The organism is Streptomyces sp. NPDC049040, from assembly GCF_043197715.1.
GTDB lineage: Bacteria > Actinomycetota > Actinomycetes > Streptomycetales > Streptomycetaceae > Actinacidiphila.
In genome coordinates this window covers 69,593-91,471 of sequence record NZ_JBICTO010000019.1, presented here as the reverse complement: position 1 = coordinate 91,471, position 21,879 = coordinate 69,593, and the positions used below count along the sequence as shown (strand labels likewise).

At 71.9% G+C, this 21,879-nt stretch carries 20 protein-coding genes; 5 read left to right on the top strand and 15 right to left on the bottom strand.

The window, feature by feature from the left end; all coding sequences use genetic code 11:
* Nucleotides 1-86 precede the first annotated feature (86 nt).
* Together ACGFMP_RS31460 and ACGFMP_RS31455 are read right to left on the bottom strand one after the other, a co-directional pair.
* Nucleotides 87-1,637 carry an FAD-binding oxidoreductase gene (locus ACGFMP_RS31460; protein WP_393676710.1) on the bottom strand — a complete coding sequence of 517 codons (1,551 nt, stop codon included), beginning with the start codon at nucleotides 1,635-1,637 and terminating at the stop codon, nucleotides 87-89.
* Nucleotides 1,638-1,766: 129 nt separating this feature from the next.
* Nucleotides 1,767-1,934: a hypothetical protein gene (locus ACGFMP_RS31455; RefSeq protein WP_393676743.1), complete on the bottom strand. Its 168-nt coding sequence runs from the start codon at nucleotides 1,932-1,934 to the stop codon at nucleotides 1,767-1,769.
* A gap of 96 nt (nucleotides 1,935-2,030) precedes the next feature.
* On the opposite strand from ACGFMP_RS31455, the gene ACGFMP_RS31450 reads away from it, so the two are divergent.
* Together ACGFMP_RS31450 and ACGFMP_RS31445 are read left to right on the top strand one after the other, a co-directional pair.
* Nucleotides 2,031-2,921: a hypothetical protein gene (locus ACGFMP_RS31450; RefSeq protein ID WP_393676709.1), complete on the top strand. Its 891-nt coding sequence runs from the start codon at nucleotides 2,031-2,033 to the stop codon at nucleotides 2,919-2,921.
* A gap of 144 nt (nucleotides 2,922-3,065) precedes the next feature.
* The gene (locus tag ACGFMP_RS31445) at nucleotides 3,066-3,239 is read left to right on the top strand and encodes a hypothetical protein (protein WP_393676708.1); all 174 of its coding nucleotides are present in this window, start codon (nucleotides 3,066-3,068) and stop codon (nucleotides 3,237-3,239) included.
* A 22-nt stretch (nucleotides 3,240-3,261) separates the two neighbouring features.
* Here ACGFMP_RS31445 and ACGFMP_RS31440 read toward each other — a convergent pair whose 3' ends face one another.
* On the bottom strand, nucleotides 3,262-3,633 hold the full coding sequence (locus ACGFMP_RS31440) for a metal-sensitive transcriptional regulator (RefSeq protein ID WP_393676706.1): 372 nt from the start codon (nucleotides 3,631-3,633) through the stop codon (nucleotides 3,262-3,264).
* A 190-nt stretch (nucleotides 3,634-3,823) separates the two neighbouring features.
* Between ACGFMP_RS31440 and ACGFMP_RS31435 the strand changes: the two genes are divergently transcribed.
* Nucleotides 3,824-4,444, top strand: a complete 621-nt coding sequence (locus ACGFMP_RS31435; RefSeq protein ID WP_327289566.1) for a DUF47 family protein — start codon at nucleotides 3,824-3,826, stop codon at nucleotides 4,442-4,444.
* 5 nt (nucleotides 4,445-4,449) lie between these two features.
* Nucleotides 4,450-5,445, top strand: coding sequence for an anion permease (locus ACGFMP_RS31430; protein WP_393676704.1), 996 nt, complete (start codon nucleotides 4,450-4,452; stop codon nucleotides 5,443-5,445).
* 134 nt (nucleotides 5,446-5,579) lie between these two features.
* On the opposite strand, the gene pstB is transcribed toward ACGFMP_RS31430, so the two are convergent.
* From pstB to ACGFMP_RS31385, 9 genes are all read right to left on the bottom strand, one after another.
* Nucleotides 5,580-6,356 carry a phosphate ABC transporter ATP-binding protein PstB gene (pstB, locus tag ACGFMP_RS31425; protein WP_393676703.1) on the bottom strand — a complete coding sequence of 259 codons (777 nt, stop codon included), beginning with the start codon at nucleotides 6,354-6,356 and terminating at the stop codon, nucleotides 5,580-5,582.
* A 53-nt stretch (nucleotides 6,357-6,409) separates the two neighbouring features.
* A complete protein-coding gene (gene pstA, locus ACGFMP_RS31420) occupies nucleotides 6,410-7,489 on the bottom strand; it encodes a phosphate ABC transporter permease PstA (protein ID WP_393676701.1) in 1,080 nt (359 codons plus the stop codon).
* The gene (gene pstC, locus ACGFMP_RS31415) at nucleotides 7,486-8,472 is read right to left on the bottom strand and encodes a phosphate ABC transporter permease subunit PstC (RefSeq protein WP_393676700.1); all 987 of its coding nucleotides are present in this window, start codon (nucleotides 8,470-8,472) and stop codon (nucleotides 7,486-7,488) included. The genes pstA and pstC overlap by 4 nt, the downstream gene beginning before the upstream one ends.
* A gap of 106 nt (nucleotides 8,473-8,578) precedes the next feature.
* Complete coding sequence (gene pstS / locus ACGFMP_RS31410; protein WP_393676698.1) at nucleotides 8,579-9,739, bottom strand: phosphate ABC transporter substrate-binding protein PstS; 1,161 nt, start codon at nucleotides 9,737-9,739, stop codon at nucleotides 8,579-8,581.
* 345 nt (nucleotides 9,740-10,084) lie between these two features.
* A complete protein-coding gene (locus ACGFMP_RS31405) occupies nucleotides 10,085-10,501 on the bottom strand; it encodes an NUDIX hydrolase (protein WP_393676697.1) in 417 nt (138 codons plus the stop codon).
* On the bottom strand, nucleotides 10,498-11,526 hold the full coding sequence (locus ACGFMP_RS31400; RefSeq protein ID WP_393676737.1) for a CHAD domain-containing protein: 1,029 nt from the start codon (nucleotides 11,524-11,526) through the stop codon (nucleotides 10,498-10,500). The genes ACGFMP_RS31405 and ACGFMP_RS31400 overlap by 4 nt, the downstream gene beginning before the upstream one ends.
* A gap of 175 nt (nucleotides 11,527-11,701) precedes the next feature.
* A complete protein-coding gene (locus ACGFMP_RS31395; RefSeq protein ID WP_393676695.1) occupies nucleotides 11,702-13,930 on the bottom strand; it encodes an RNA degradosome polyphosphate kinase in 2,229 nt (742 codons plus the stop codon).
* A gap of 328 nt (nucleotides 13,931-14,258) precedes the next feature.
* A complete protein-coding gene (gene mshD, locus ACGFMP_RS31390) occupies nucleotides 14,259-15,182 on the bottom strand; it encodes a mycothiol synthase (RefSeq protein ID WP_393676694.1) in 924 nt (307 codons plus the stop codon).
* Nucleotides 15,179-16,375, bottom strand: a complete 1,197-nt coding sequence (locus tag ACGFMP_RS31385) for an MFS transporter (protein ID WP_393676692.1) — start codon at nucleotides 16,373-16,375, stop codon at nucleotides 15,179-15,181. Before ACGFMP_RS31385 ends, mshD begins: the two co-directional genes overlap by 4 nt.
* Nucleotides 16,376-16,612: 237 nt before the next feature.
* Between ACGFMP_RS31385 and ACGFMP_RS31380 the strand changes: the two genes are divergently transcribed.
* A complete protein-coding gene (locus tag ACGFMP_RS31380; protein WP_393676691.1) occupies nucleotides 16,613-18,388 on the top strand; it encodes a bifunctional metallophosphatase/5'-nucleotidase in 1,776 nt (591 codons plus the stop codon).
* On the opposite strand, the gene ACGFMP_RS31375 is transcribed toward ACGFMP_RS31380, so the two are convergent.
* The 3 genes from ACGFMP_RS31375 to ACGFMP_RS31365 form a co-directional block, all read right to left on the bottom strand.
* Entirely contained in the window at nucleotides 18,381-19,805 is a 1,425-nt protein-coding gene (locus ACGFMP_RS31375; RefSeq protein WP_393676689.1) for a sensor histidine kinase, read from the bottom strand. The two genes, ACGFMP_RS31380 and ACGFMP_RS31375, sit on opposite strands and share 8 nt — an antisense overlap.
* Entirely contained in the window at nucleotides 19,802-20,566 is a 765-nt protein-coding gene (locus ACGFMP_RS31370; protein ID WP_393676687.1) for a response regulator transcription factor, read from the bottom strand. Before ACGFMP_RS31370 ends, ACGFMP_RS31375 begins: the two co-directional genes overlap by 4 nt.
* Before the next feature lie 107 nt (nucleotides 20,567-20,673).
* Complete coding sequence (locus ACGFMP_RS31365) at nucleotides 20,674-21,870, bottom strand: S1C family serine protease (protein ID WP_393676685.1); 1,197 nt, start codon at nucleotides 21,868-21,870, stop codon at nucleotides 20,674-20,676.
* Between the last annotated feature and the right edge of the window lie 9 nt (nucleotides 21,871-21,879).

Here is a 21,879-nt window from a genome sequence, read left to right as displayed (position 1 = left end):
CGCAGGACCCGCCCTTGGCCGGTCCTGCGGGGCCGGCCGCAGTCAAGGCGTCTTCCGGCCGTTCCGGCCGTTCGCGCGGAATGCGGTCACAGGGCCTGCGGGAAGTCGAACAGCCGCTGCGGGTCGAGGGTGTGCTTGAGCGCGGTGAGCCGGTCGGCGTTCTGCCCGTAGTAGGCGGTGCGCCAGTCGGTGAGGGCCGGGTCGGTGTAGTTCTGGTAGGCGCCGCCCGACGCGTAGCGGCGCATCGCGCTGTGGATGCCGTCCAGCCAGGAGGTCGTGGACAGGGCGTCGGAGGCCAGGTATTGGGCAAGGAAGCGCGAGCCGCGGTGGCTGAAGGCGGTCGCGGTGGGGGAGACCCGGTTGACGGCGCCACCCAGTGCGGTCAGGGCGACGCTGCCCGCCCCGCCGCCTGGGGTGTTCGCCAGCCGCTGGACCTGGGAGAGCAGGGCGCTGATGCCGGCCGCCGGCAGGTCGGCGTCGTAGAAGTCGGAGCGCGCGGTGTACGTCTCGCGCCCGAGGCGGCCGGCCGGCGCCGGATGGCACTGGGCGGCGGAAAGGCCGGAGCAGCCGGCGTAGGAGAAGGTCGCGTCCAGGTAGCTGTGCGGGTGCAGCGAGACCGAGGAGGCGGATGCGCCGGCGCTGTCCGCGAGCCGGTCGGCGGCGGCGGCCAGGTCGGAGCGCGAGCCGGTGGACAGCATCGCCACCGAGACCGTCGGTGAGCCGCCGGGGGAGCAGTCCAGGTGCAGCGCCGACCAGATGTGGTCCGGCTGGTCGGGCCCCCAGCCCTGCCAGGCGGCGATCACGTCGGCGGCCCGGCTCCAGGGCCAGGTCAGATAGCCGGTGACCACATCGGGCACCGGATGCGTGGTGAAGCGCAGCGAGGTGACGACACCGAAATTCCCGCAGCCCGCGCCCCGCAGCGCCCAGAAGATGTCCGGCTCGTGGTCAGCCGACACCTCGTGGGTCGTGCCGTCGGCGGTGATCAGGGTGGCGCCGATCAGGTTGTCGCAGGTCAGGCCCATGGAGCGGCTCATCACGCCGTGGCCGCCGCCGAGCGTGAGGCCGGACACGCCGACCGAGGGGCAGGACCCGGCCGGGATCGTGCGCCCGTATTTGCCGAGCGTGGCGTAGACGTCTATCAGTTTCGCGCCGGCGCCGACGGTGGCCGTGGTGCCGTCCAGCCGGACCGAGCTGAGCCGGGAGACGTCGACGATCAGCTTGCCGTCGCCGCTGGACCAGCCCGCGTAGGAGTGGCCGCCGCTGCGGACGACCGGTGTGGTCGCGGTGCGGTGGGCGAAGTCCAGGCAGCGCCGGATGTCGTCGGCGCCGGTCACGTAGGCGATGGCGGCAGGGCGCAGGCCGTCGAAGCGGGTGTTGTGCAGGCGCCGGTCGGTGGCGTAGGCGGCGTCCTGCGGGCGGACCAGGCCGCCGTGCAGGGAGGTGCCGAGCGCGGACCAGTCGGGGGCGACCGGCGAGAAGGACGGGCTCGGGCTGCGGGTGGCCGTCGTGGTGGCGGTGGCGGTGTGCGGCGGGGGCGCCTTGCCGTCACCGCCGTCCCCTCCGGCGGGGCCGCAGCCGGTCAGCCAGCCCGCGGCGAGGACGCCGCCGCTTGCCTTGAGCGCGGTGCGCCGCCGCACCCTTGTCGTGGTCCGGGGCCTGGGGGCCGGCTCGTCCACTGTCCTCACCACCGCATTCGTCGGGGACTCTGCAAGTCCTAGACGTGGCGGGGGAGGTGCTGGTTGCGGCTGGTGCGCGGGGGCGGGAGATCAGCCGGCGGTGTGCTCGCTGGCGTCGCGCCTGGCCCGGTCGCGGGCCCGGCGGGCGGGGCCCGACCAGCCGCAGGAGCAGCGGGCGCTGGCGAACGAGCCGCGCTCCACCACGGACGTCCTGTGGTCGCCGGCCGCCGGCTCCTGGCCGGTACGCATCTTGAGCACGCCACCACGGTAACGGGCGTGACGGCGTGCTTCCGCCCGTCGTTACCGAGGTGAGGCCCAGGCGTTGACAGGGATGGTTCAGGGATGGTGGCGGCGATGTCCACGGGGGTACCTGCGACGGCCGCGGGCCGGCGGCTTCTGCGTACGGCCACGGCGCTGGCCGCGGCCTGCTGCGCGCTGGTGCTGGTCACAGGTTGCGCGGAGCGCGGTGCCGCGGCGGACAGCGGTTCCGCGGCCGCGGCCGGCCCCGGCGGCGCGAAGGGTGTGGCCGCGGATCCGGCGGCGGCGGTGCGGGACGCGGCCGACGTGCTCGTACGGGCGGGCAGCTCGCGGGTGGACACCTCGATGCGGATGGCCAGCGGCGGCACCTGGGTCACGGTCACCGGCACCGGCGGCTTCGACTACGCCAGGCGGCAGGGCGAGCTGACCCTGGTGCTGCCGAGCGACGCGGCGGGGGCGCAGGAGCACAAGCCGGTCACCGAGCTGCTGACGCCGGGCGCGCTCTACATGAAGGACCGGGGCGAGGGCGTGCCCGCGGGCAAGTGGGTACGGGTGGACACCACGACGCTGCCGGACGGCAATCTCGTCACCGGGGGTGCCACCGAGCCGCTGGCCGCGGCGGAACTGCTGCTCGGCGCGCGGGACGTGGTGCTGGTCGGCACCGAGAAACTGCCGGGTGCCGCGGCGGTGCGGCACTTCCGCGGTGTCGCCGACATCGCGGAGGCGGCGCGTGCCGCGGAACCGGGCGCCCCCGGTGCGCTCACCGCCGCGGCGAAGGGCTTCGCGGTGACGGCGGTGCCGTTCGACGCGTGGCTCGATGGGGAGGGGCGGCTGCGCCGGCTCACCGAGCAGTTCACCTTCGGTGCGCGGGGCAGGGGCGTGGGTGTGACGTCCACGACGGTCTTCGACGGCTTCGGCGCGGGGGTGGCGGTCGCGCTGCCGAGGGGCGAGGACATCTGGGCCGGCAAGATCGTTTCTTCCCCGTAGCCGCAACGCCCCGCCGCGCTCCCCCGCCGACCCGGGCGGGGGGCCAGGAAATGGTCCTTACGTGCCATGCGCCGGGGCAAGGGCGATCCCTACGCTGGATGGCGGCCGTTGGACCGGACGCGTGGCGGAGGAGGTGGTGCGGACATGGTGCCGTCGCCCGGGGCTACGGTCCAGGACGATCCGGTGGCCCTGGCCGAGATCGAGCTGTGCGGGGAGCTGATCATCGCCGCCTCCACCGCCGACGAGGAGCGGCTGAGCTTCGCCCGCATCGACGAGGTGCTCGAGGTCGACCGCACCCCCGCACCCTGCCGGCTCTAAGGCGGGTCCCTTCGCGGCGGGGCTACGTCCGCAGCAGTCGCGCTATCGCCGCCGTCGCCTCGGCGACCTTCTCGTCGATCTCGGGGCCGCCGCCCACCGCCGCCGCGGCGACGCAGTGCCGCAGGTGCTCCTCGAGCAGTTGCAGCGCGAAGGACTGGAGCCCCTTGGTGCTGGCCGACACCTGGGTCAGGATGTCGATGCAGTAGACGTCCTGCTCGACCATCCGCTGGAGGCCGCGGATCTGGCCCTCGATCCGCCGCAGCCGTTTGAGGTGGGACTCTTTGTCATGGCTATAGCCATGCGGCCCCGGCGGCGACACAATCTCGTCTGCTGCAGAACCCGCCGATCCCGCCGCTGAATCCGTCACTGCCGTCTCCGCCGCCGTGTCCGCCATCCCGCCGCCCGCCCTCTCTGTCCCCTTATACCCCTGGTGGGTATATCTTACCGAATCGGTACCGTGTGCGACGCATCCCCTGTGAGGGGGACTCTGTCCCATGGGCGACACTGGATGACGCCGGTTAGCTGTGGCCGGATGTTGCGCCTAGCATCAACAGACCGACTCCGATGTATCCCGAGGAACCCACGTGCGCTTTCGTCTGACCCCCAGGGAGACGAGCTTCTACGACATGTTCGCCGCTTCCGCGGACAACATCGTCACCGGTTCGAAGCTCCTCATGGAACTGCTCGGAGCCGATTCGGCTACCCGCATCGAGATCGCCGAGAGGATGCGGGCCGCGGAGCACGCGGGAGACGACGCGACCCACGCGATCTTCCACCAGCTGAACTCCTCCTTCATCACGCCCTTCGACCGGGAGGACATCTACACCCTCGCCGGCTCGCTCGACGACATCATGGACTTCATGGAGGAGGCCGTCGACCTGGTCGTCCTCTACAACGTCGAGGAGCTGCCGAAGGGCGTCGAGCAGCAGATCGAGGTGTTGGCCAGGGCAGCCGAGCTGACCGCCGAGGCGATGCCGAACCTGCGGACCATGTCCAACCTGACCGAGTACTGGATCGAGGTCAACCGGCTGGAGAACCAGGCCGACCAGATCCACCGCAAGCTGCTCGCCCAGCTCTTCAACGGCAAATACGACGCCATCGAGGTGCTCAAGCTCAAGCAGATCGTGGACGTACTCGAGGAGGCCGCGGACGCGTTCGAGCACGTGGCGAACACGGTGGAGACCATCGCGGTCAAGGAGTCCTGACCCACGTGGACACCTTTGTGCTGATCGTCACCATCGCGGTGGCGCTCTTCTTCACCTACACCAACGGTTTCCACGACTCGGCGAACGCCATCGCCACCTCGGTCTCGACCAGGGCGCTGACCCCCAAGGCGGCGCTCGCGATGGCCGCCGTGATGAACCTGGCCGGCGCCTTCCTCGGCAGCGGGGTGGCCAACACGGTCAGCAAGGGCCTGATCGCGACCCCCGAGGGCCGGTCCGGCATGGGCATCCTCTTCGCCGCGCTGGCAGGGGCGATCGTCTGGAATCTCGCCACCTGGTACTTCGGGCTGCCGTCGAGTTCCAGCCACGCGCTCTTCGGCGGCCTGGTCGGCGCGGCGCTGGCCGGCGGCACCACCGTGCACTGGTCCGGCGTGGTCGACAAGGTCATCGTGCCGATGTTCCTGTCGCCCGCGGTCGGCCTGGTGCTGGGCTTCCTGGTGATGCTGGGAATCCTCTGGTTCTTCCGGAACGCCAACCCGCACAAGGCCAAGCGCGGCTTCCGCATCGCGCAGACCGTCTCGGCGGCCGGCATGGCGCTCGGCCACGGTCTGCAGGACGCGCAGAAGACGATGGGCGTGGTCGTGCTCGCGCTGGTGATCGACGACCCGACCAGGGGCTTCGGCATCCCGATCTGGGTCAAGTTCGTGTGCGCGGCCATGATGTCGCTGGGCACGTACGCGGGCGGCTGGCGGATCATGCGGACCCTGGGCCGGCGGATCATCGACCTGGACCCGCCGCAGGGCTTCGCGGCCGAGACGACGTCCGCGTCGATCCTCTACGCGACCTCGTACATCTTCCAGGCGCCGGTCTCCACCACCCACGTGATCACATCCTCGATCATGGGTGTCGGGGCGACCCGGCGGGTCAAGGCGGTCCGCTGGGGAGTGGCCAAGAACATCGTGGCGGGCTGGTTCATCACCATGCCGGCCGCCGCGCTGGTCGCCGCCGCCTGCTTCTACGTCGTCAAGCTGATCTTCGGCTGAGCGCCGAGGGTTCCGCACACCGGCCCCGCACCGCGAGCGGCCCGGAAACGGATCAGGCCCCGCCCCCCTTGGAAGGGGAGCGGGGCCTGCGCCTTGCGGTGGCACCGCCATGCAGCACCGCACGGCGGTCCTGGTTATCCGAAGCGGCCGGAGATGTAGTCCTCTGTGGCCTGCACGGACGGGTTGGAGAAGATCCGTTCGGTGTCGTCGATCTCGATGAGCTTGCCGGGCTGGCCGACCGCCGACAGGTTGAAGAAGGCCGTGCGGTCCGAGACGCGGGCGGCCTGCTGCATGTTGTGGGTCACGATGACGATGGTGAACCGGGTCTTCAGCTCGCCGATCAGGTCCTCGATGGCGAGGGTGGAGATCGGGTCGAGCGCCGAGCACGGCTCGTCCATCAGCAGCACCTGCGGCTCGACCGCGATGGCGCGGGCGATGCACAGCCGCTGCTGCTGGCCGCCGGACAGGCCGGAACCGGGCTTGTTGAGCCGGTCCTTGACCTCGTTCCAGAGGTTGGCGCCCTTGAGTGACTTCTCGACGATGGAGTCCAGCTCGTTCTTCTTGCGGATGCCGTTCAGCTTGAGGCCCGCCGCCACGTTGTCGTAGATCGACATGGTGGGGAAGGGGTTCGGACGCTGGAAGACCATGCCGACGGTACGGCGCACGGTCACCGGGTCGACGCCGGCCCCGTACAGGTTCTCGTCGTCGAGCATCACCTTGCCCTCGACGCGGCCGCCGGGGGTGACCTCGTGCATGCGGTTCAGGGTGCGCAGGAAGGTGGACTTGCCGCAGCCGGACGGGCCGATGAAGGCGGTCACGGAGCCGGGCTCTATGGTCATCGAGATGTCGTCGATCGCCTTGAAGGCGCTGTAATACGCGGACAGGCCGCTGATGTCGATTCGCTTGGCCATGGGGATCACTTCTTTTCTGCGGGCGGTCGCTGACTGCTGGGGGGTGGGCCGCGTCAGCGACCGGCCTTGGGCGCCTTCCAGCGGGAGATGAGCCTGGCGATCAGGTTCAGGATCATCACGAACGCGATGAGGACCAGGGCGGCGCCCCACGCGCGGTCGTAGCTGGGCTGGTTGCCGTTGTTGTACTGCTCGAAGATGTAGTACGGCAGCGAGGACTGCGGGTCCTTGAACGGGTTGGTGTTGATCGCCGCACTGCCGAAGACCAGCAGGGCGATCGGGGCGCTCTCACCCGCGATACGCGCGATGGCCAGCATGATGCCGGTGGTGATGCCGCCGACGGCGGTGGGCAGGACCACCTTGACGGTGGTGCGCCACTTCGGCACGCCGAGCGCCAGGGAGGCCTCACGCAGCTCGTTCGGGACGAGCTTGAGCATCTCCTCGGTGGAGCGCACCACGACCGGCATCATCAGCAGCGCGAGCGCCAGCGAGCCGGCGAAGCCGGAGGCCGGGGCCTTGTCGAAGGCCACGAACCACACGGACAGGATGAAGAGACCGGCCACGATCGACGGGATGCCGGTCATGACGTCGACGAAGAAGGTCACCCACTTGGCGAGCCTCCCCTTGCCGTACTCCACGAGGTAGATCGCGGTGAGCATGCCCAGGGGGGCGGCGATGACGGTGGCGATGCCGACCTGCTCCAGGGTGCCGATGATGGCGTGGTAGACGCCGCCGCCGGGCTGGATGGTCAGCACGTTGTTCATCGAGTGGGTCAGGAAGGTGCCGTCGATGACGTCGGCGCCCTTGCTGATCGTGGTCTCGACCAGCGAGTAGAGCGGGATGACGGCCAGGATGAAGCTCGACCAGACCAGGCTGGTGGCGACCCGGTCCTTGGCCTGCCTGCGGCCCTCGACACGGGCGGTGATGGCGTACGAGCCGGCCACGAACAGCACCAGGGCGATCAGGCCCCACTGGATGTGGCTGCTCAGCCCGGCGCCCGCGCCGATCCCCACACCGATCGCGATGGCGGCGGCGGCGATGGCCAGCGGGCTCCAGCGCGGCAGGTGGCGGGAGGCGAGCCGGGGGGAGGAAGGCCTGCCGGACGCCTGCTTGGCGTCCATGATCGTGTCGCTCATGCGTTGGCCCCCGAGTATTCCTTCCGCCGCTGGATGATCATCCGCGCGGCGCCGTTGACCAGCAGGGTGATCAGGAACAGCACAAGACCGGACGCGATCAGGGCGTCCCGGCCGAAGTCGTCGGCCTCGCCGAACTTGGCGACGATGTTCTGCGAGAAGGTGCCGCCGACCGGGTCCAGGATGCGCGCGGACAGCGTCGGCGAGGCGGACAGCACGGTGGCGACCGCCATGGTCTCGCCGAGCGCGCGGCCGAGGCCCAGCATGGAGGCGCTGATGATGCCGGAGCGGGCGAAGGGCAGCACCGACAGGCGGATGACCTCCCAGCGGGTCGCGCCGAGCGCGAGGGCCGCCTCCTCGTGCATCTTCGGCACCTGGTTGATCACTTCGCGGCTGACGTTGGTGATGATCGGCAGGATCATGATCGCCAGCAGGATGCCCACGGTGAACAGCGAGCGGGCGGCGGAGTTCGGGTCTTCCTTGTGGAAGATGTAGGTCCAGCCGAAGTAGTCGGTCAGCCAGAGGTTGACGCCCCGCAGGTGCGGCACCAGGAAGAGCGCACCCCACAGGCCGTAGACGATGCTGGGGACCGCGGCGAGCAGGTCGATCACGTAGGCGATCGGACCGCCCAGGCGGCGCGGTGCGTAGTGGGTGATGAAGAGGGCGATGCCGATCGCGATCGGCACGGCGATGGCCATCGCGATGATCGAGCTGACCACGGTGCCGTAGGCCAGGACCGCGATGCCGAAGACCGGCGGGTTCAGACTCGGCGTCCACTCGAAGGTGGTCAGGAAGTTGCCGTGGTCCTTGGAGATGGCGCTGACCGCGCGGACGGTCAGGAAGAGTGCGATGGCGGCCATCACCACCAGCAGCAGGATGCCGGATCCGCGGGCCATGCCGGCGAAGATGCGGTCGCCGGGGCGGGACACGGTCTTCGCCGCCCGGTGCGGCTCCGGCCTGGTCGGGGGTGGAGCGGTGGTTGTCATAGGTGTTTTCTCCGGTCTGGGTGGGGGAGCGCGCTCCCCCGGCGGCGGTGCACCGGATACGCGGAGGGTCCCGCGGCCGTCGGCCGCGGGACCCTCCGCGCTTCGATCAGGAAAGGGCGGAGATGGTGGAGCGGACCTTCGTGGCGATCTCGGTCGGCAGCGGCGCGTAGCCGGCGGCCGAGAGCTTGCCCTGGCCGGCGTCGCTCGCGATGTAGTTCAGGAAGGACTTGGTCAGGGCCAGGGCGTCGGCCTTGTTGCCCTTGTCGCAGGCGATCTCGTACGTCACCAGGACGATCGGGTAGGCGTTGTCCGTCTTGGTGGTGTACGCGGCGCCGAGGTCGAGCGCCAGGTCGGAGCCGGTGCCGGTGACCTTCGCGGCGGCGATGCCCGCGGAGGCGTTGGCGGTGGTGGCCTCGACCGGGGCGGAGGCACCGGTGTTGATCTTGACGGTGGGGATGCTGCTGGCGGTCGCGTAGGACAGCTCGAAGTAGCCGATCGAACCCTCGGTCTGCTTCACCAGCGCGGCGACACCCGCGGACTTCGCGGCGGCCTGGCCGCCCTTGGCGGCCCACGCCTTGGCGTGCTCGTACGGCCAGTCGGCCGGCGCCGAGCCCTTGAAGTACTTGGTCAGGTTGTCGGTGGTGCCGGAGTCGTCCTGGCGGTGGACGGACTGGATCTTGGTGCTCGGCAGGGTGACGCCCGGGTTGAGGGCGGTGATCGCCTTGTCGTTCCAGTTGGTGATCTTGCCGTTGAAGATCTTCGCCAGCGTCGAGCCGTTGAGCACGAGGTTGTTCACGCCGGGCAGGTTGTAGCCGATCGCGATCGGGCCGCCGACCATCGGGATGTTGATGCCCTGGCCGCCGGTGCAGACCTGCTTGGACTTGGCGACCTCTTCGGGCTTCAGCGGCGAGTCGGAGCCGGCGAAGGCGTCCGTGCCGTTGTTGAAGTCGATGATTCCCTCACCGGAGGAGGACGGCTTGTAGTTGATCGTCGCGCCGCTGCACGCCTGCTGGTAGTCCTTGACCCACGACTCGATCGCGTTCTGCTGGGCGGTCGAACCGGAGGAGAGGATCTTGCCGGTCGCGCAGGAGATGCCCGCCGCGTTGGTTCCGCTCGCCGCGCTGGTCGAGCCGCCGGCCGAGGCGCTCGGCGAGCTGGTGCTGTCGCTGTTGTCGTCCGAACCGCAGGCGGACAGGACGAGCGCACCGGTAATCGCGACCGCGCCGACGGTCAGGGCCCGCAGCCCGCTCTTACGCTGAAGCTTCACCTTCGTGTGTTCCTTCCGAGAGCCCGCCGGTCGACGGCGAAGCAGAGGGTTGTCTATCTGCGTCCTCCGGCGGCTGGTGCTCACCGGTACGGCCGAAATTAGGCAGATCAGGTGAAGCGACCAACGGGGGAGAATGAACGGGAGGTGAACCTCGTCCGTCAGGGTGGTGCCGCTATGCGCGTTGCGCGGAACGCGGGTCCTCTGTGACTCTTGGTGCTCGTGTGACTGGAGTGAAGAACACGAGCGGATCACGGTGAGGAAACGGACAGGTCACGGAGCTCGGTCCGGGCTGTTCAGCGGGGCAGTCGTGAAGATCGCCGCGACGAAACGTACGGCGGGTGAACGTCAGCCGACGCCCAGCACCGCGAGGAGCTCGTCGACCAGCGGGCGGTCGCGGTCGTGGGTGAGGCGGTCGCGGGCCGGCGCGGGGGCGAGCCAGACCATCTCGTCCACCTCCTCGTTGGCGACGAAGCCGCCTTCGCGGGCGCGGGCGGCCCAGTAGCGGACCTCCTTGGGCCGGCCGTCCACCAGATACCGCGTCGAGGACAGCGCGGCGCCCAGCTCGCAGTCGAGTCCGGTCTCCTCGCGGGTCTCCCGCACCGCGGCGGCGGCGAAGTCCTCGCCGCGCTTGAGCTTGCCCTTGGGCAGGCTCCAGTCGTCGTAGCGGGGCCGGTGCACCAGGGCGATCTCGACCCCGGCCGGCGCGGTGCGCCACAGCACCACTCCTGCCGCGCGGACGGCCGCGCTGTCGCCCGTGGTCATTCTCTGCGTGCCCCGGGGACCGCCGGCTGCCACAGCCGGGAGAAGGCGAAACGGGCCGCCTCGACCTCGTGCCGCTGGTCGGCGTGCAGCACGCCGAGCGCGTACGCCGTCGCGGGCGCTATCCGCGGGGTGCGCGCCGCCGAGGCGACAGCGGACGCGGACTCGGCCGCCTCCCGGTGCCGCTCCAGGAGCCCGGAGGCGTCGGCGAGCCGCTGCCGGTCGGCCGCCTCGCCGTCGGGGCGGACCACCTCGGCGGCGTAGCGGCTCAGCCGCAGCAGGACCCGGACCTGGTGCCAGGGTGCGTCCTGGAGGTCGGCGGTGAGGTCGGCGCCGAGCGAGGCCTGGACGGCGTCGGCGTTGTAGGGGTGCGCGGCCCGGTGCAGCGGCAGCGCGGCGGCGGCGTCGGCGAGCCGCTTGTACGCCTTCGCCGCCATCGGCGGCATGACCGTGCGGGCCCGGCCCGCGGCCGCGGGTGCGAGCGGCACCTCGGAGACCAGGACCGCGATCGAGTCGGCCAGCGCGTGGAACCTGGACGACCCCATGGCCTGGAGCGACGCCGAGTGCGCCCGCGTCCTGGCCAGCGTGAGCTGGCGTTCGAGCAGCGCGCCCGCGCGGGCCGCGCCCAGCGCCAGCGGGCCGCCGGACGGCGCGGGCCGCGGTGCGGCGCCGACCGTGACCACGGCCTCCTGGTCCTCCACGGCGACCGAGAGCCGCCGCAGCGCGTCCAGCAGCCGGGCCAGCCGGGCGGCGTACTGCGGCTCGCGGCCCAGCGTCGAGGACAGCCAGCCCAGCTCCGCGCGCAGCGGCTCGGCCCAGCCCGGGTCGGTGAGCTGCCCGTAGATGTGCAGCACCCCGCCGATCCTGCGGGCGCTGCCGCGCAGCATCGCGTCGGCCTCGGCCTCGTTCTCCCCGCGCAGGCTGAGCCCGCGCAGGAAGGCGGCGGCGCGCTCGTGCAGGTAGCGGGTGAGCGCCTCCCCCGCGGTGGCGCCGCCCGGTGGCGTGACGTCGTACGGTTCGGCGTTCATGCTGCTGCTGGTCCCCGTGTCCCCGTTGTCTGCCGGTACGGCCGGCAGTGCCGGTGCGCCGCCGCCGGGCGCGGTCAGGCGCTGCGGCCTGGCCATCTTCTGTGCCGCGGGCGGGGGCGGGTGTGCAGCCTCGCCCCCGTCGGGCAGGGTCTGCCGGTGCTGCGGCGGCAGCCGGTCAGGTAGCTGCTGATGGGCCACGCCGGCGCCTCCGGGCGTCGATGAGCATCTCCTGGACGTTGCGCAGCGGACGCCCGTCGGCGTCGGAGCTGTGCCGTGTCCAGTTGCCGTCAGCCGCCAGGTGCCAGGAGGACGTGCTGTCCGCCATCCCGGTCTCCAGCAGGCGGTTGAGGGTGGCGCGGTGGGCCGGGTCGGCGACCCTGACCAGCGCCTCGATGCGGCGGTCGAGGTTGCGGTGCATCATGTCGGCGCTGCCGAACCACACTTCGGGCTCGCCGCCGTTGCCGAAGGCGAACACCCGGGAGTGTTCGAGGAATCGCCCGAGGATGCTGCGGACCCGGATGTTCTCCGACAGCCCGGCCACTCCGGGCCGCACCGCGCAGATCCCGCGCACCCAGATGTCCACGGGGACGCCGGCCTGCGAGGCCCGGTAGAGGGCGTCGATCAGCGCCTCGTCCACGATGGAGTTGACCTTGATGCGGACGAACGCCGGTCGCCCGGCCCGCTGGTGCTCGATCTCGGTCATGATCCGGGCGACCAGGCCGTCGCGCAGCGAGCGCGGGGCGACCAGCAGCCGGTTGTAGGTGGCGCGCCGCGAGTAGCCGGACAACCGGTTGAACAGGTGCGAGAGGTCCGCGCCGACCTGCGGGTCCGCGGTCAGCAGGCCCAGGTCCTCGTAGAGCCTGGCCGTCTTGGGGTGGTAGTTGCCGGTGCCGACGTGGCTGTAGCGGCGCAGGGTGTCGCCCTCCTGCCTGACCACGAGCGACAGTTTGCAGTGCGTCTTGAGGCCGACCAGGCCGTAGACGACGTGGCAGCCGGCCTCTTCGAGCTTGCGCGCCCACTTGATGTTGGCCTGCTCGTCGAAGCGCGCCTTGATCTCGACCAGCACCAGCACCTGCTTGCCCGCCTCGGCCGCGTCGATCAGCGCGTCCACGATGGGCGAGTCGCCCGAGGTGCGGTAGAGGGTCTGCTTGATGGCCAGCACGTCGGGGTCGGCGGCGGCCTGGTCGAGGAAGGCCTGCACCGACGTGGAGAAGGAGTCGTAGGGGTGGTGCAGCAGCACGTCCCGCTCGCGCATCGCCGCGAAGATGTCCGGCGGTGACGCGGACTCCACCTCGGCCAGGTCGCGGTGGGTGCCCGCGATGAAGCGCTGGAATTTCAGCTCGGGCCGGTCCAGGCCCGCGATCGCGAACAGGCCGGTCAGGTCGAGCGGCCCGGGCAGCGGGTAGACCTCGGTGTGCTTCATCTTCAGCTCGTGCACCAGCAGGTCGAGGACCCTGGGGGCGATGGACTCCTCCACCTCCAGGCGCACCGGCGGCCCGAAGCGGCGCCGCATGAGCTCCTTCTCCAGGGCCTGGAGCAGGTTCTCCGCGTCGTCCTCCTCGACCTCCAGGTCCTCGTTCCTCGTCACCCGGAACATGTGGTGGTCGAGGACGTCCATCCCCGGGAAGAGCTCCTCCAGGTGCGCGGCGATCACGTCCTCGAGCGGGACGTAGCGCTGCGGCCCCGCCTCCAGGAAGCGGGACAGGATCGGCGGCACCTTCACCCGCGCGAAGTGCTCGTGCCCCGACACCGGGTTGCGCACCACCACCGCGAGGTTCAGCGACAGGCCGGAGATGTACGGGAAGGGGTGCGCGGGGTCGACCGCCAGCGGCGTCAGCACCGGGAAGATCTGCTGCCGGAAGAGCGTGGCGAGCCGCGCCTGCTCCTTCTCGGTCAGCTCCGCCCAGCGGATGACGTGGATGCCCTCGTCGGACAGCTGCGGGGCGACGTCGTTCTGGAAGCAGGCCGCGTGCCTGGCCATCAGCTCCCGCGACCTGGTCAGTATCAGGTCGAGCACGTCCCTGGGCTGGAGCCCGGAGGCGGAGCGGGTGGCCACCCCTGTGGCCATCCTGCGCTTGAGTCCCGCGACCCTGACCATGAAGAACTCATCGAGATTGCTGGCGAATATCGCCAGGAAGTTAGCCCGTTCGAGTAGCGGGGTGCTCGGGTCCTCGGCCAGTTCGAGCACGCGCTCGTTGAAGGCCAGCCAGCTGCGTTCACGGTCCAGGAAGCGGCCCTGCGGCAGCTCCGCGCCGAATTCCTCGCTTGCCGCCTCCAGGCCCGGCGCCTCGGGTTCCAGGTCGGGCACGACCCGCGGCCGGAAGGTGCCGAACGCGTCTGTGGTGCCCTCGCCGAGCCCCTGCCTGGGCTGGGCTGGGACGCTGGGATGATTCGTCTGGGCCATGGTGCGTGAGCCCTCCTCCGGTTCCGGCACGTCGTACGCGCGGCCGACACCCCCCGTCAGGCGGCCAGCAGCCGTCGCTCCATTGTCTCGTGCCAGCGGGGGTTTCGGCAGGTCGGGCGGGGGTGAGCGGTGGGGGGCAGCGGGCTGCATCCCGCGATGCTTGCAAGGGCGGTTGAACCGCCGGTAACGAGAGCATTGCCGTCAGGCAAGCGCAGCGCCTCCGACGAGGGTTTCCCCGCCCTTCGCAGGCGCCCCGTCCCCCTCCCGCGGGACCCCCGCACACCTGCTCGCGCCCGCCACCGCCCCGGGACCGCCGTCCCGTGGCGGGTCACGACTCCGTGCGGTACATCAGGTCGACCTCGTGGGTGGTGAAGCCCAGGCGTTCGTATACCGCGACGGCGGGCGCGTTGTCCGCGTCGACGTAGAGGAGCACCCCGGGCAGGCCGCGGTCCACCGCCAGGTGGCGCAGGCCGATCGTGGTGAGGGCGCGGCCCAGCCCGCTGCCCTGCTCGGCGGGGGCGACCCCGACGACGTAGACCTCGCCGAGGCCCTCGTCCGCGTGCACCTTCGTCCAGTGGAAGCCGACCGGCTCCGACCCCCGGAAGGCGAGGAAGAAGCCGGCCGGGTCGAACCACGGCTCCGCCTTGCGGTCGTCGAGGTCGCGCTGCGTGAGCGAGCCCTGCTCGGGGTGGTGGGCGAAGGCGGCCGCGTTGAGCGCGAGCCAGTCCGCGTCGTCCTGGCCGGGCCGGAAGGTCCGCACCGTCACCCCGTCCGGCAGCACCGGCTTCGCGAGGCCCTTGCCCGCAGGGTGCAGCGGCATCCGCATCTGCCGCAGCTCGCGGAAGAGCTTGAGGCCGAGCTGGACGGACAGGTGGCGCGCGGAGGGGTGGCCGCCGTGCGCCCACACCCGCAACCGGTGCCCGGTGGCGTCGAGCAGCGCGTCGCCGAGCGCCCGCCCGTGGCCGTGCAGCCGGTGCCGGGGAGCCACCACGAACTCCGCGGCGGGCGCCTCGACCGGGTCGGTGTCCTCGACCTGCCCGTATCCGGCGAGGACCTCGCCGTCCTCGCCGTCCGGTGCCCACAGCAGCAGGTGCCGTACGCCTTCCCTGCGCCCGCGGCGCACATGCAGCCGGCCCTGCTCCGACACCGCGGGCTGCCCGTCCGCCGCGGCGGCGGTGGCGATCAGGCCGAGCACGGCCTGCGCGGTGTCGGCGGGGAGGTCGGAAAGGGTGTCGAGCCGCCGGTCGGTCATGCCGGAATCGTACGGGTCGGCTCCGCCCCGGGCGGGGCGGGCACCGCCCGGGTCACCGGGATGACGGCGGCCGAGGCGCAGGCGGTGACGGCGGCAAGGGCGAAGCCGGGCCAGTAGGCGGTGGCGGAGATGACCGCGGCCATCACGGGCGGCACGACCGCGGCGGTCAGGTTCTGGCCGGTGTTGTGGACGCCGAGCGCGCGGCCGGACCAGGCGGGCCCCGCGTGTTCCGCGGTGGAGGTGAAGGACAGCCCGTTGGTGCTGGACGTGATCGCGATGGCGGTGACCAGCAGCAGCGCGGTCAGCGGCGAGGGGAAGGCGGTGGACACGGCGGCCGCGGCGACCACCGCCGCGGTGACCACGGCCAGCTGCCGCATGGGGCGCAGCCGGTCGCCGACCCGGTCCGACCAGCGGCCCACCAGGATCCGGGACAGCGCGCCCAGGCCCTGGGCGACGGCGATGAGCTGGCCCGCGTGCACAGGGGACCAGCCGCGTACGTCCACCAGCAGCACCAGGGCGAAGGCGCCGGCGGTGAACTGCGGGACGACCAGCAGGGCGGCCGACCCGTGGATGCGCCACAGCAGCCGCGAGCCGCGGTAGGGGTTGGGCGCAGGCTCCGCGTTCTTGGCGGCAGGGCGCGCGGGATCGGCGGCGAAGACCGCGATCAGCACGGCGATCACCCCGCAGAGCACGGCCAGGAAGCCGATGGCGCCCGGCAGCCCGTGCGCACCGGCCAGCGGCGGCATGGCCAGCGCCGCGAGGCCCATGCCCAGCGGGGTGGACGTCTGCCTGATGCCCATGGCGAGCCCGCGCTCGCTCGCCGCGAACCAGCCCATGACCAGCCGGCCGCTGGCCGAGTAGACCGACGCGCCCGCGGCGCCCGCCAGCACCAGCAGCGCGCCGAGGGCGGCCATGCCGTGCGCCCCCCAGGCGGCGCCGCCCAGCGCCCCGGCGGCCGCGCCGAGCCCGACCGCGATGACCACGCGCTCGCCCCAGCGGTCGGCCGCGGCGCCCCACCCGTACAGCGCGAGCACGAGACCCACGGTCGGGCAGGCCACCAGGAGGCCGACCTGGGTCAGGCTCAGATGCTGCTGTGTGCGCAGGTCGTCGGCGAGATACGGGATCCCGTAGACGAAGGCGCAGGCCGCGGTCTGCGCGGCGGTGCCCAGGGCGAGCATGATCCAGCGACGCACGGTCGACGCACCTCCGATGAGTGGATGGTGCAGCCAAGTATTCGCCTGTCGCCGATATCTGAGACGGCGGTTTCGCATGGTGAGACGTGCCGGCCGGGCCGCGGGGTGCTCCCGGCCCTCGGCCCACCGGGCGGTTACCCGGACTTAACCCCCGAACCCCTGCCGCGCTACGCGCGTTGACCCTATGCTGCCCCCGGCGTGACCCGTTGTTGACCTTTCTTTGACCCGAGGGGATCCATGTCTCTGACGCGCAGAATCTCCGCCGCGGCCGTCGCGCTCGCGGCCGTCGGCGCGCTCGTCGCCGCCGGCCCCGGCCACCACGGCGGCGGCCACCCCGGCCACGGGCGGCCGAGCAGCACGGTCGACCTCCAGCTGCTGACGATCAACGACTTCCACGGCAACCTGGAGCCGCCCGCCGGCTCCTCCGGCCGGGTCACCGAGGCGGAACCCGACGGAACGACCAAGACCATCGACGCCGGCGGTGTGGAGTACCTGGCCTCCAGCCTGCGCACCGCCCGCAAGGGCCACGACCGGTCGCTGACCGTCGCGGCAGGCGACCTGGTGGGGGCCAGCCCGCTGCTGTCGGGGCTCTTCCACGACGAGCCGACCGTCGAGGCGATGAACCGGATCGGCCTCGACGTCACCAGCGTCGGGAACCACGAGTTCGACGAGGGCAGGGGCGAGCTGCTGCGGCTCCAGAACGGCGGCTGCCACCCGGTCGAGGGCTGCTACGAGCCCGGCAGGAGGTTCGGGGGCGCCGACTACCCGATCCTGTCCGCCAACGTCGTCGACGAGAAGACCGGCCGGCCACTGCTGGCGCCGTACACGATCAAGAACGTCAAGGGTGTGCGCGTCGGCTTCATCGGCGTCACCCTCAAGGGCACCCCGAACATCGTCACCGCCTCCGGCGTGGCGGGCCTGAAGTTCCTCGACGAGGCCGAGACCGTCAACAAGTACACGGCGATCCTGCGCAAGCAGGGCGTCAAGTCGGTCGTCGCGCTGATCCACGAGGGCGGCTTCCCGGTCTCGGGCAACTACAACTACGCCTGCGACAGCGGCGGTCCCGGCGCCGGCATCTCCGGGCCGATCGTCGACATCGCCAAGAAGATCTCGCCGGACGTCGACGCGCTGGTCACCGGCCACACCCACAACGCCTACGTGTGCACCATCCCCGACCCCGCGGGCCACCCCCGGCTGGTCACCAGCGCCTCCTCCTTCGGCCGGCTCTACACCGAGCTGGACATGAAGGTCGACAAGCGCACCGGCGACATCGTGCGCACCTCGGTCAAGGGCACCAACCACGTCGTGGACCGCGTCCAGCCCAAGGCAGCCGACATGACCGCCCTGATCAGCCGCTGGAACACGCTGGCCGCCCCGGTCGCCAACCGCACCATCGGCTACATCAGCGCCGACATCGCCCGCACCGGAAGCACCGAGACGCCGCTCGGCGACCTCATCGCCGACGCGCAGCTCGCCTACGGCAAGACCCTCGACCCGACGGTGCGGGTCGCGCTGATGAACCCCGGCGGCATCCGCACCGACCTGGTGTACGCCCCCTCGGGCAGCGAGGGCCCAGGCGAGGTGACCTACGCCGAGGGCTTCGCCGTGCAGCCCTTCTCCAACACCGTCAACCTGGAGACGCTGACCGGCGCGCAACTGGTCACCGCACTCCAGCAGCAGGTCAGCGGGGCCAACGAGGCGGCGCCGAAGATCCTCCAGATCTCGGCCGGGCTCACCTACACCCTCGACCTCACCAAGTCCGGCGCGGCGCGGGTCGTCGCGGACTCCGTGCGGCTTGACGGCGTGCCCGTCGACCCGGCAGCGGACTACCGGGTCGCCATGAACAACTTCCTCACCGGCGGCGGCGACGGCTTCGCCGTCCTCGCCCAGGGCACCGCCCAGCTGGTCGGCGGCGACGACCTCGCCGCCTTCGCCGCCTACCTGACCGGAAACTCGACGGCCGCGGCGCCGCTCGCACCGCCCGCCGCCGACCGGGTCACCGTCATCAGGTAGCCGGACCCCGGCCGCCGAAGGCGGGCGGCCCGTCGGGCGGCGCGGTCGGCGCGCCCGGCAGCAGGAGGGAGGCGAGCGTGCCGCCCCCCTGCGCCGGGGTCAGCGTCACCTCGCCGCCCGACTGCTGCACGGTGCGGGCGACGATCGACAGGCCGAGGCCGCTGCCGGGCAGCGAGCGGGCCGACGGCGAGCGCCAGAAGCGTTCGAAGACGTGCGGCAGCTCCTCGGCGGGGATGCCGGGGCCGTGGTCGCGAACGGTGAGCCGGCCGTCGTGCAGGCGGACGTCGACGCGCCCCGCGGGCGGGCTGAACTTCACCGCGTTGTCGAGCAGGTTGACGATGGCCCGCTCCAGTGCGGAGGTCTCACCGCGGACGAACCACGGCGCGATGTCCGCGGTGATGGTCAGGTCGGGACCGCGCAGCCGGGCGCGCTCCAGGGCGGTGGTGGTGACCTCGTGCAGCGGGACGACGTGCAGCGTCGGCGTCGCGTCCGGGCGGGACAGCTCCTGGAGGTCGCCGATCAGCGCGGCCAGCTCGGTCATCTGGGCCTTCACCGAGGCCAGCAGCGCCCGCCGGTCCTCTGGGGGGATCGCCCGGCCGGTGGCCTCGCTGCGCTCCAGCAGCTCGATGTTGGTCCGCAGCGACGTCAGGGGGGTGCGCAGTTCGTGGCCCGCGTCCGCGATCAGCTGCTGCTGGCGGTCCCGCGAGGAGGCCAGCGCGGACGTCATCGCGTTGAAGGACTTGCCGAGCCTGGCGATCTCGTCCTCGCCCTCGACGGGGATGCGGACGCTCAGGTCCTCGGTGCGGGCGATGTGCTCCACCGTGCCGGTCAGCTCGTCCACCGGCCGCAGCCCGGTACGGGCGATCCACAGGCCGGCGCTGGTGGCGCCGAGCACCCCGATGCCGGCGACGGCCAGCAGGACCCAGGCCAGGGTGGTGAGGGGCTTGTCGACCTCGGACAGCGGGCGGGACACGGACAGGGCAAGACCCGAGGCACGGGCGGGGCCGATGAACAGCGGCTCGGTCGAGACGCGGACGGCCTGCCCGCTGTCGGTGCGCGCGTCGTGCGTCGCGCTGTGGACGCTGCCCGCCGCGACCTCGATGTCGGAGGCCTGCACCTTGACCGGTGTCGTGCCGGCCCCGATGCACCTGCTGCCGTCGCCCTTGACGATCTGGATGCCGACCGTGCTGGGCGGCAGGTTGCCGCTGGTCTGTGCGGTCGACTGGCAGTTGTCGAGGGTGTCGTTGAGGTAGCGGGGGTTGACCGACGCCGCCGTCGCGCGCAGCGTCGAGTCGAGCTGCCTGACCAGCTGGTCCCGGGTGATGAACCAGGACGCGAGCGCGACCGCCGCCACCGCCGCGGCCACCGCCGCGGCCGTCAGCAGCGTCAGCCGCGAGCGCAGGGTGAGCTTCTTCACGCGTGACCGCCGTCGGGGGCGCGCAGGACGTAGCCGACGCCGCGCACGGTGTGCACCAGCCGCCGCATGCCGCCCGCCTCCGTCTTGCGCCGCAGGTACATCACGTACACGTCGAGGGAGTTGGAGGACGGCTCGAAGTCGAAGCCCCACACGGCCTTGAGGATCTGCTCGCGGGTGAGGACCTGGCGCGGGTGGGTGAGGAACAGCTCGAGCAAGGTGTACTCGGTGCGGGTCAGCTCCACCGGGTGGCCGTCGCGGGTGACCTCGCGGGTGGTGACGTCCATCCGCAGGTCGGCGAATGACAGCACGTGGTCCGCGGGGTCGCCGCCGCCCGCGGCGACGGCGTAGGAGCTGCGGCGCAGCAGGGCCCGCAGCCGCGCCAGCAGCTCGTCCAGCTCGAACGGCTTGACCAGGTAGTCGTCGGCGCCCGCGTCGAGGCCGGTGACGCGGTCGCCGACGGTGTCCCTCGCGGTGAGCATCAGGATCGGCGTGGTGACCCCGGTGGCGCGCAGCCTGCGGGCGGTGGTCAGACCGTCCATCCGCGGCATCAGGACGTCGAGCACGATCGCGTCGGGGCGGTAGGTGTCCGCCGTCTCCAGCGCGGCCATGCCGTCCGCGGCCAGCTCGGTGTCGTAGCCCTCGAAGGCCAGGCTCCGCCGCAGCGCCTCGCGCACGGCGGGCTCGTCGTCCACGATCAGGATGCGGGCGGGTGCCTCGCCGGCCTCGCCGGCGCTGGGGGCGGGGCCGGGACCAGGGCTCATGGTGGGGGATACCTCGCTGCTCGACATGGGTGGTGCCGCTGACCCTCTCAGCGTCGCACGGCGCCGCGCGACCGGGGCCGGTCGGTGCCGCCGCCGCGCGAACGCGGCTAGTTGGTGCCGCCGCCGCGCAGCGTCGCCAGGTCGGCCTTGACGGTGTCGATCGGGATCGCGAAGCCGAGGCCGACGCTGCCGGAGGAGGACGAGGAGGAGCCGGGGGAGGACGAGTCCGAGTACATCGCCGAGTTGATGCCGATGATCTGCCCGGCCATGTTGATCAGGGCGCCACCGGAGTTGCCGGGGTTGAGCGAGGCGTCGGTCTGGATCGCCTTGTAGGTGGTCGTGGAGCTGCCGGTGTCGCCGTTGTACTGGTTGCCGCCGAAGGAGAACGGCCACTGGTCGCCGCGCCCGCTGCCGTTGGCGCCTGAGCCCTGGCCCTGGCTCTGGCCGTCCTCGACGGGCACGGTCACGTCGCGGTTGAGCGCGGAGACGATGCCGCTGGTCACGGTGTTGCTCAGGCCTTCGGGGGAGCCGATGGCGACGACCTGGTCGCCGATGGCCACGGACGAGGAGTCGCCGAGGGTGGCGGCGGGCAGACCGGTGGCGCCCTGGATCTTGATCAGCGCCAGGTCCTTGGCCGAGTCGGTGCCGACGACGGTCGCACTCGCGGTCTTGCCGTCGGCGTAGGTGACGCTGAGCTGGTCGGCGCCCGCGACGACGTGGTTGTTGGTGACGACCTGGCCGTCGGCGGTGATGATGATGCCCGAGCCGGTGGCCTTGCCCTGGCCGGAGGTCGCGTTGATCTCCACGACGCTGGGGTCGACCGCCTTCACGACGCCCGAGACGGTGCCGTCGAGCGCGGCGGCGTTCACCACGGCGGAACCGCCGCCGGTGGCGCTGCGCGCGCTGTCGGAGTGGTCGGTCGCGCTGCCGACCAGGGCGCCGACACCGCCGCCGATCACCCCGGCCACCAGCGCGGCGGCGGCGAAGAACAGGACGGGCTTGCGGGCCCGCCGCCGGTGGCCGCCGGGCTCGCCGGGACCGCCGGTCGGGGCGCCGGGGCCGTACGGGGGCGGCGGCGGGAAGCCGGCGTAGCCCTCGGTGCCCTGGCCCTCGGACGGCGCGTCGCCGCCGTCGTACGGGTGGGACGCGTGCACCGGGTATGCGGAGGGCTCCGGGTGGGCGGAGGGCTCCGGCGGCTGCGTGGACGCTGCGGACGGGACCGGGGCCCTGGGGCCGAAGTAGAGCGGAAGCTGCGGGTCGTGCGGGTGCTGGGGTTCGCCGCCGTTGCGGCTGCTCTCGGTCATGTCAATGAC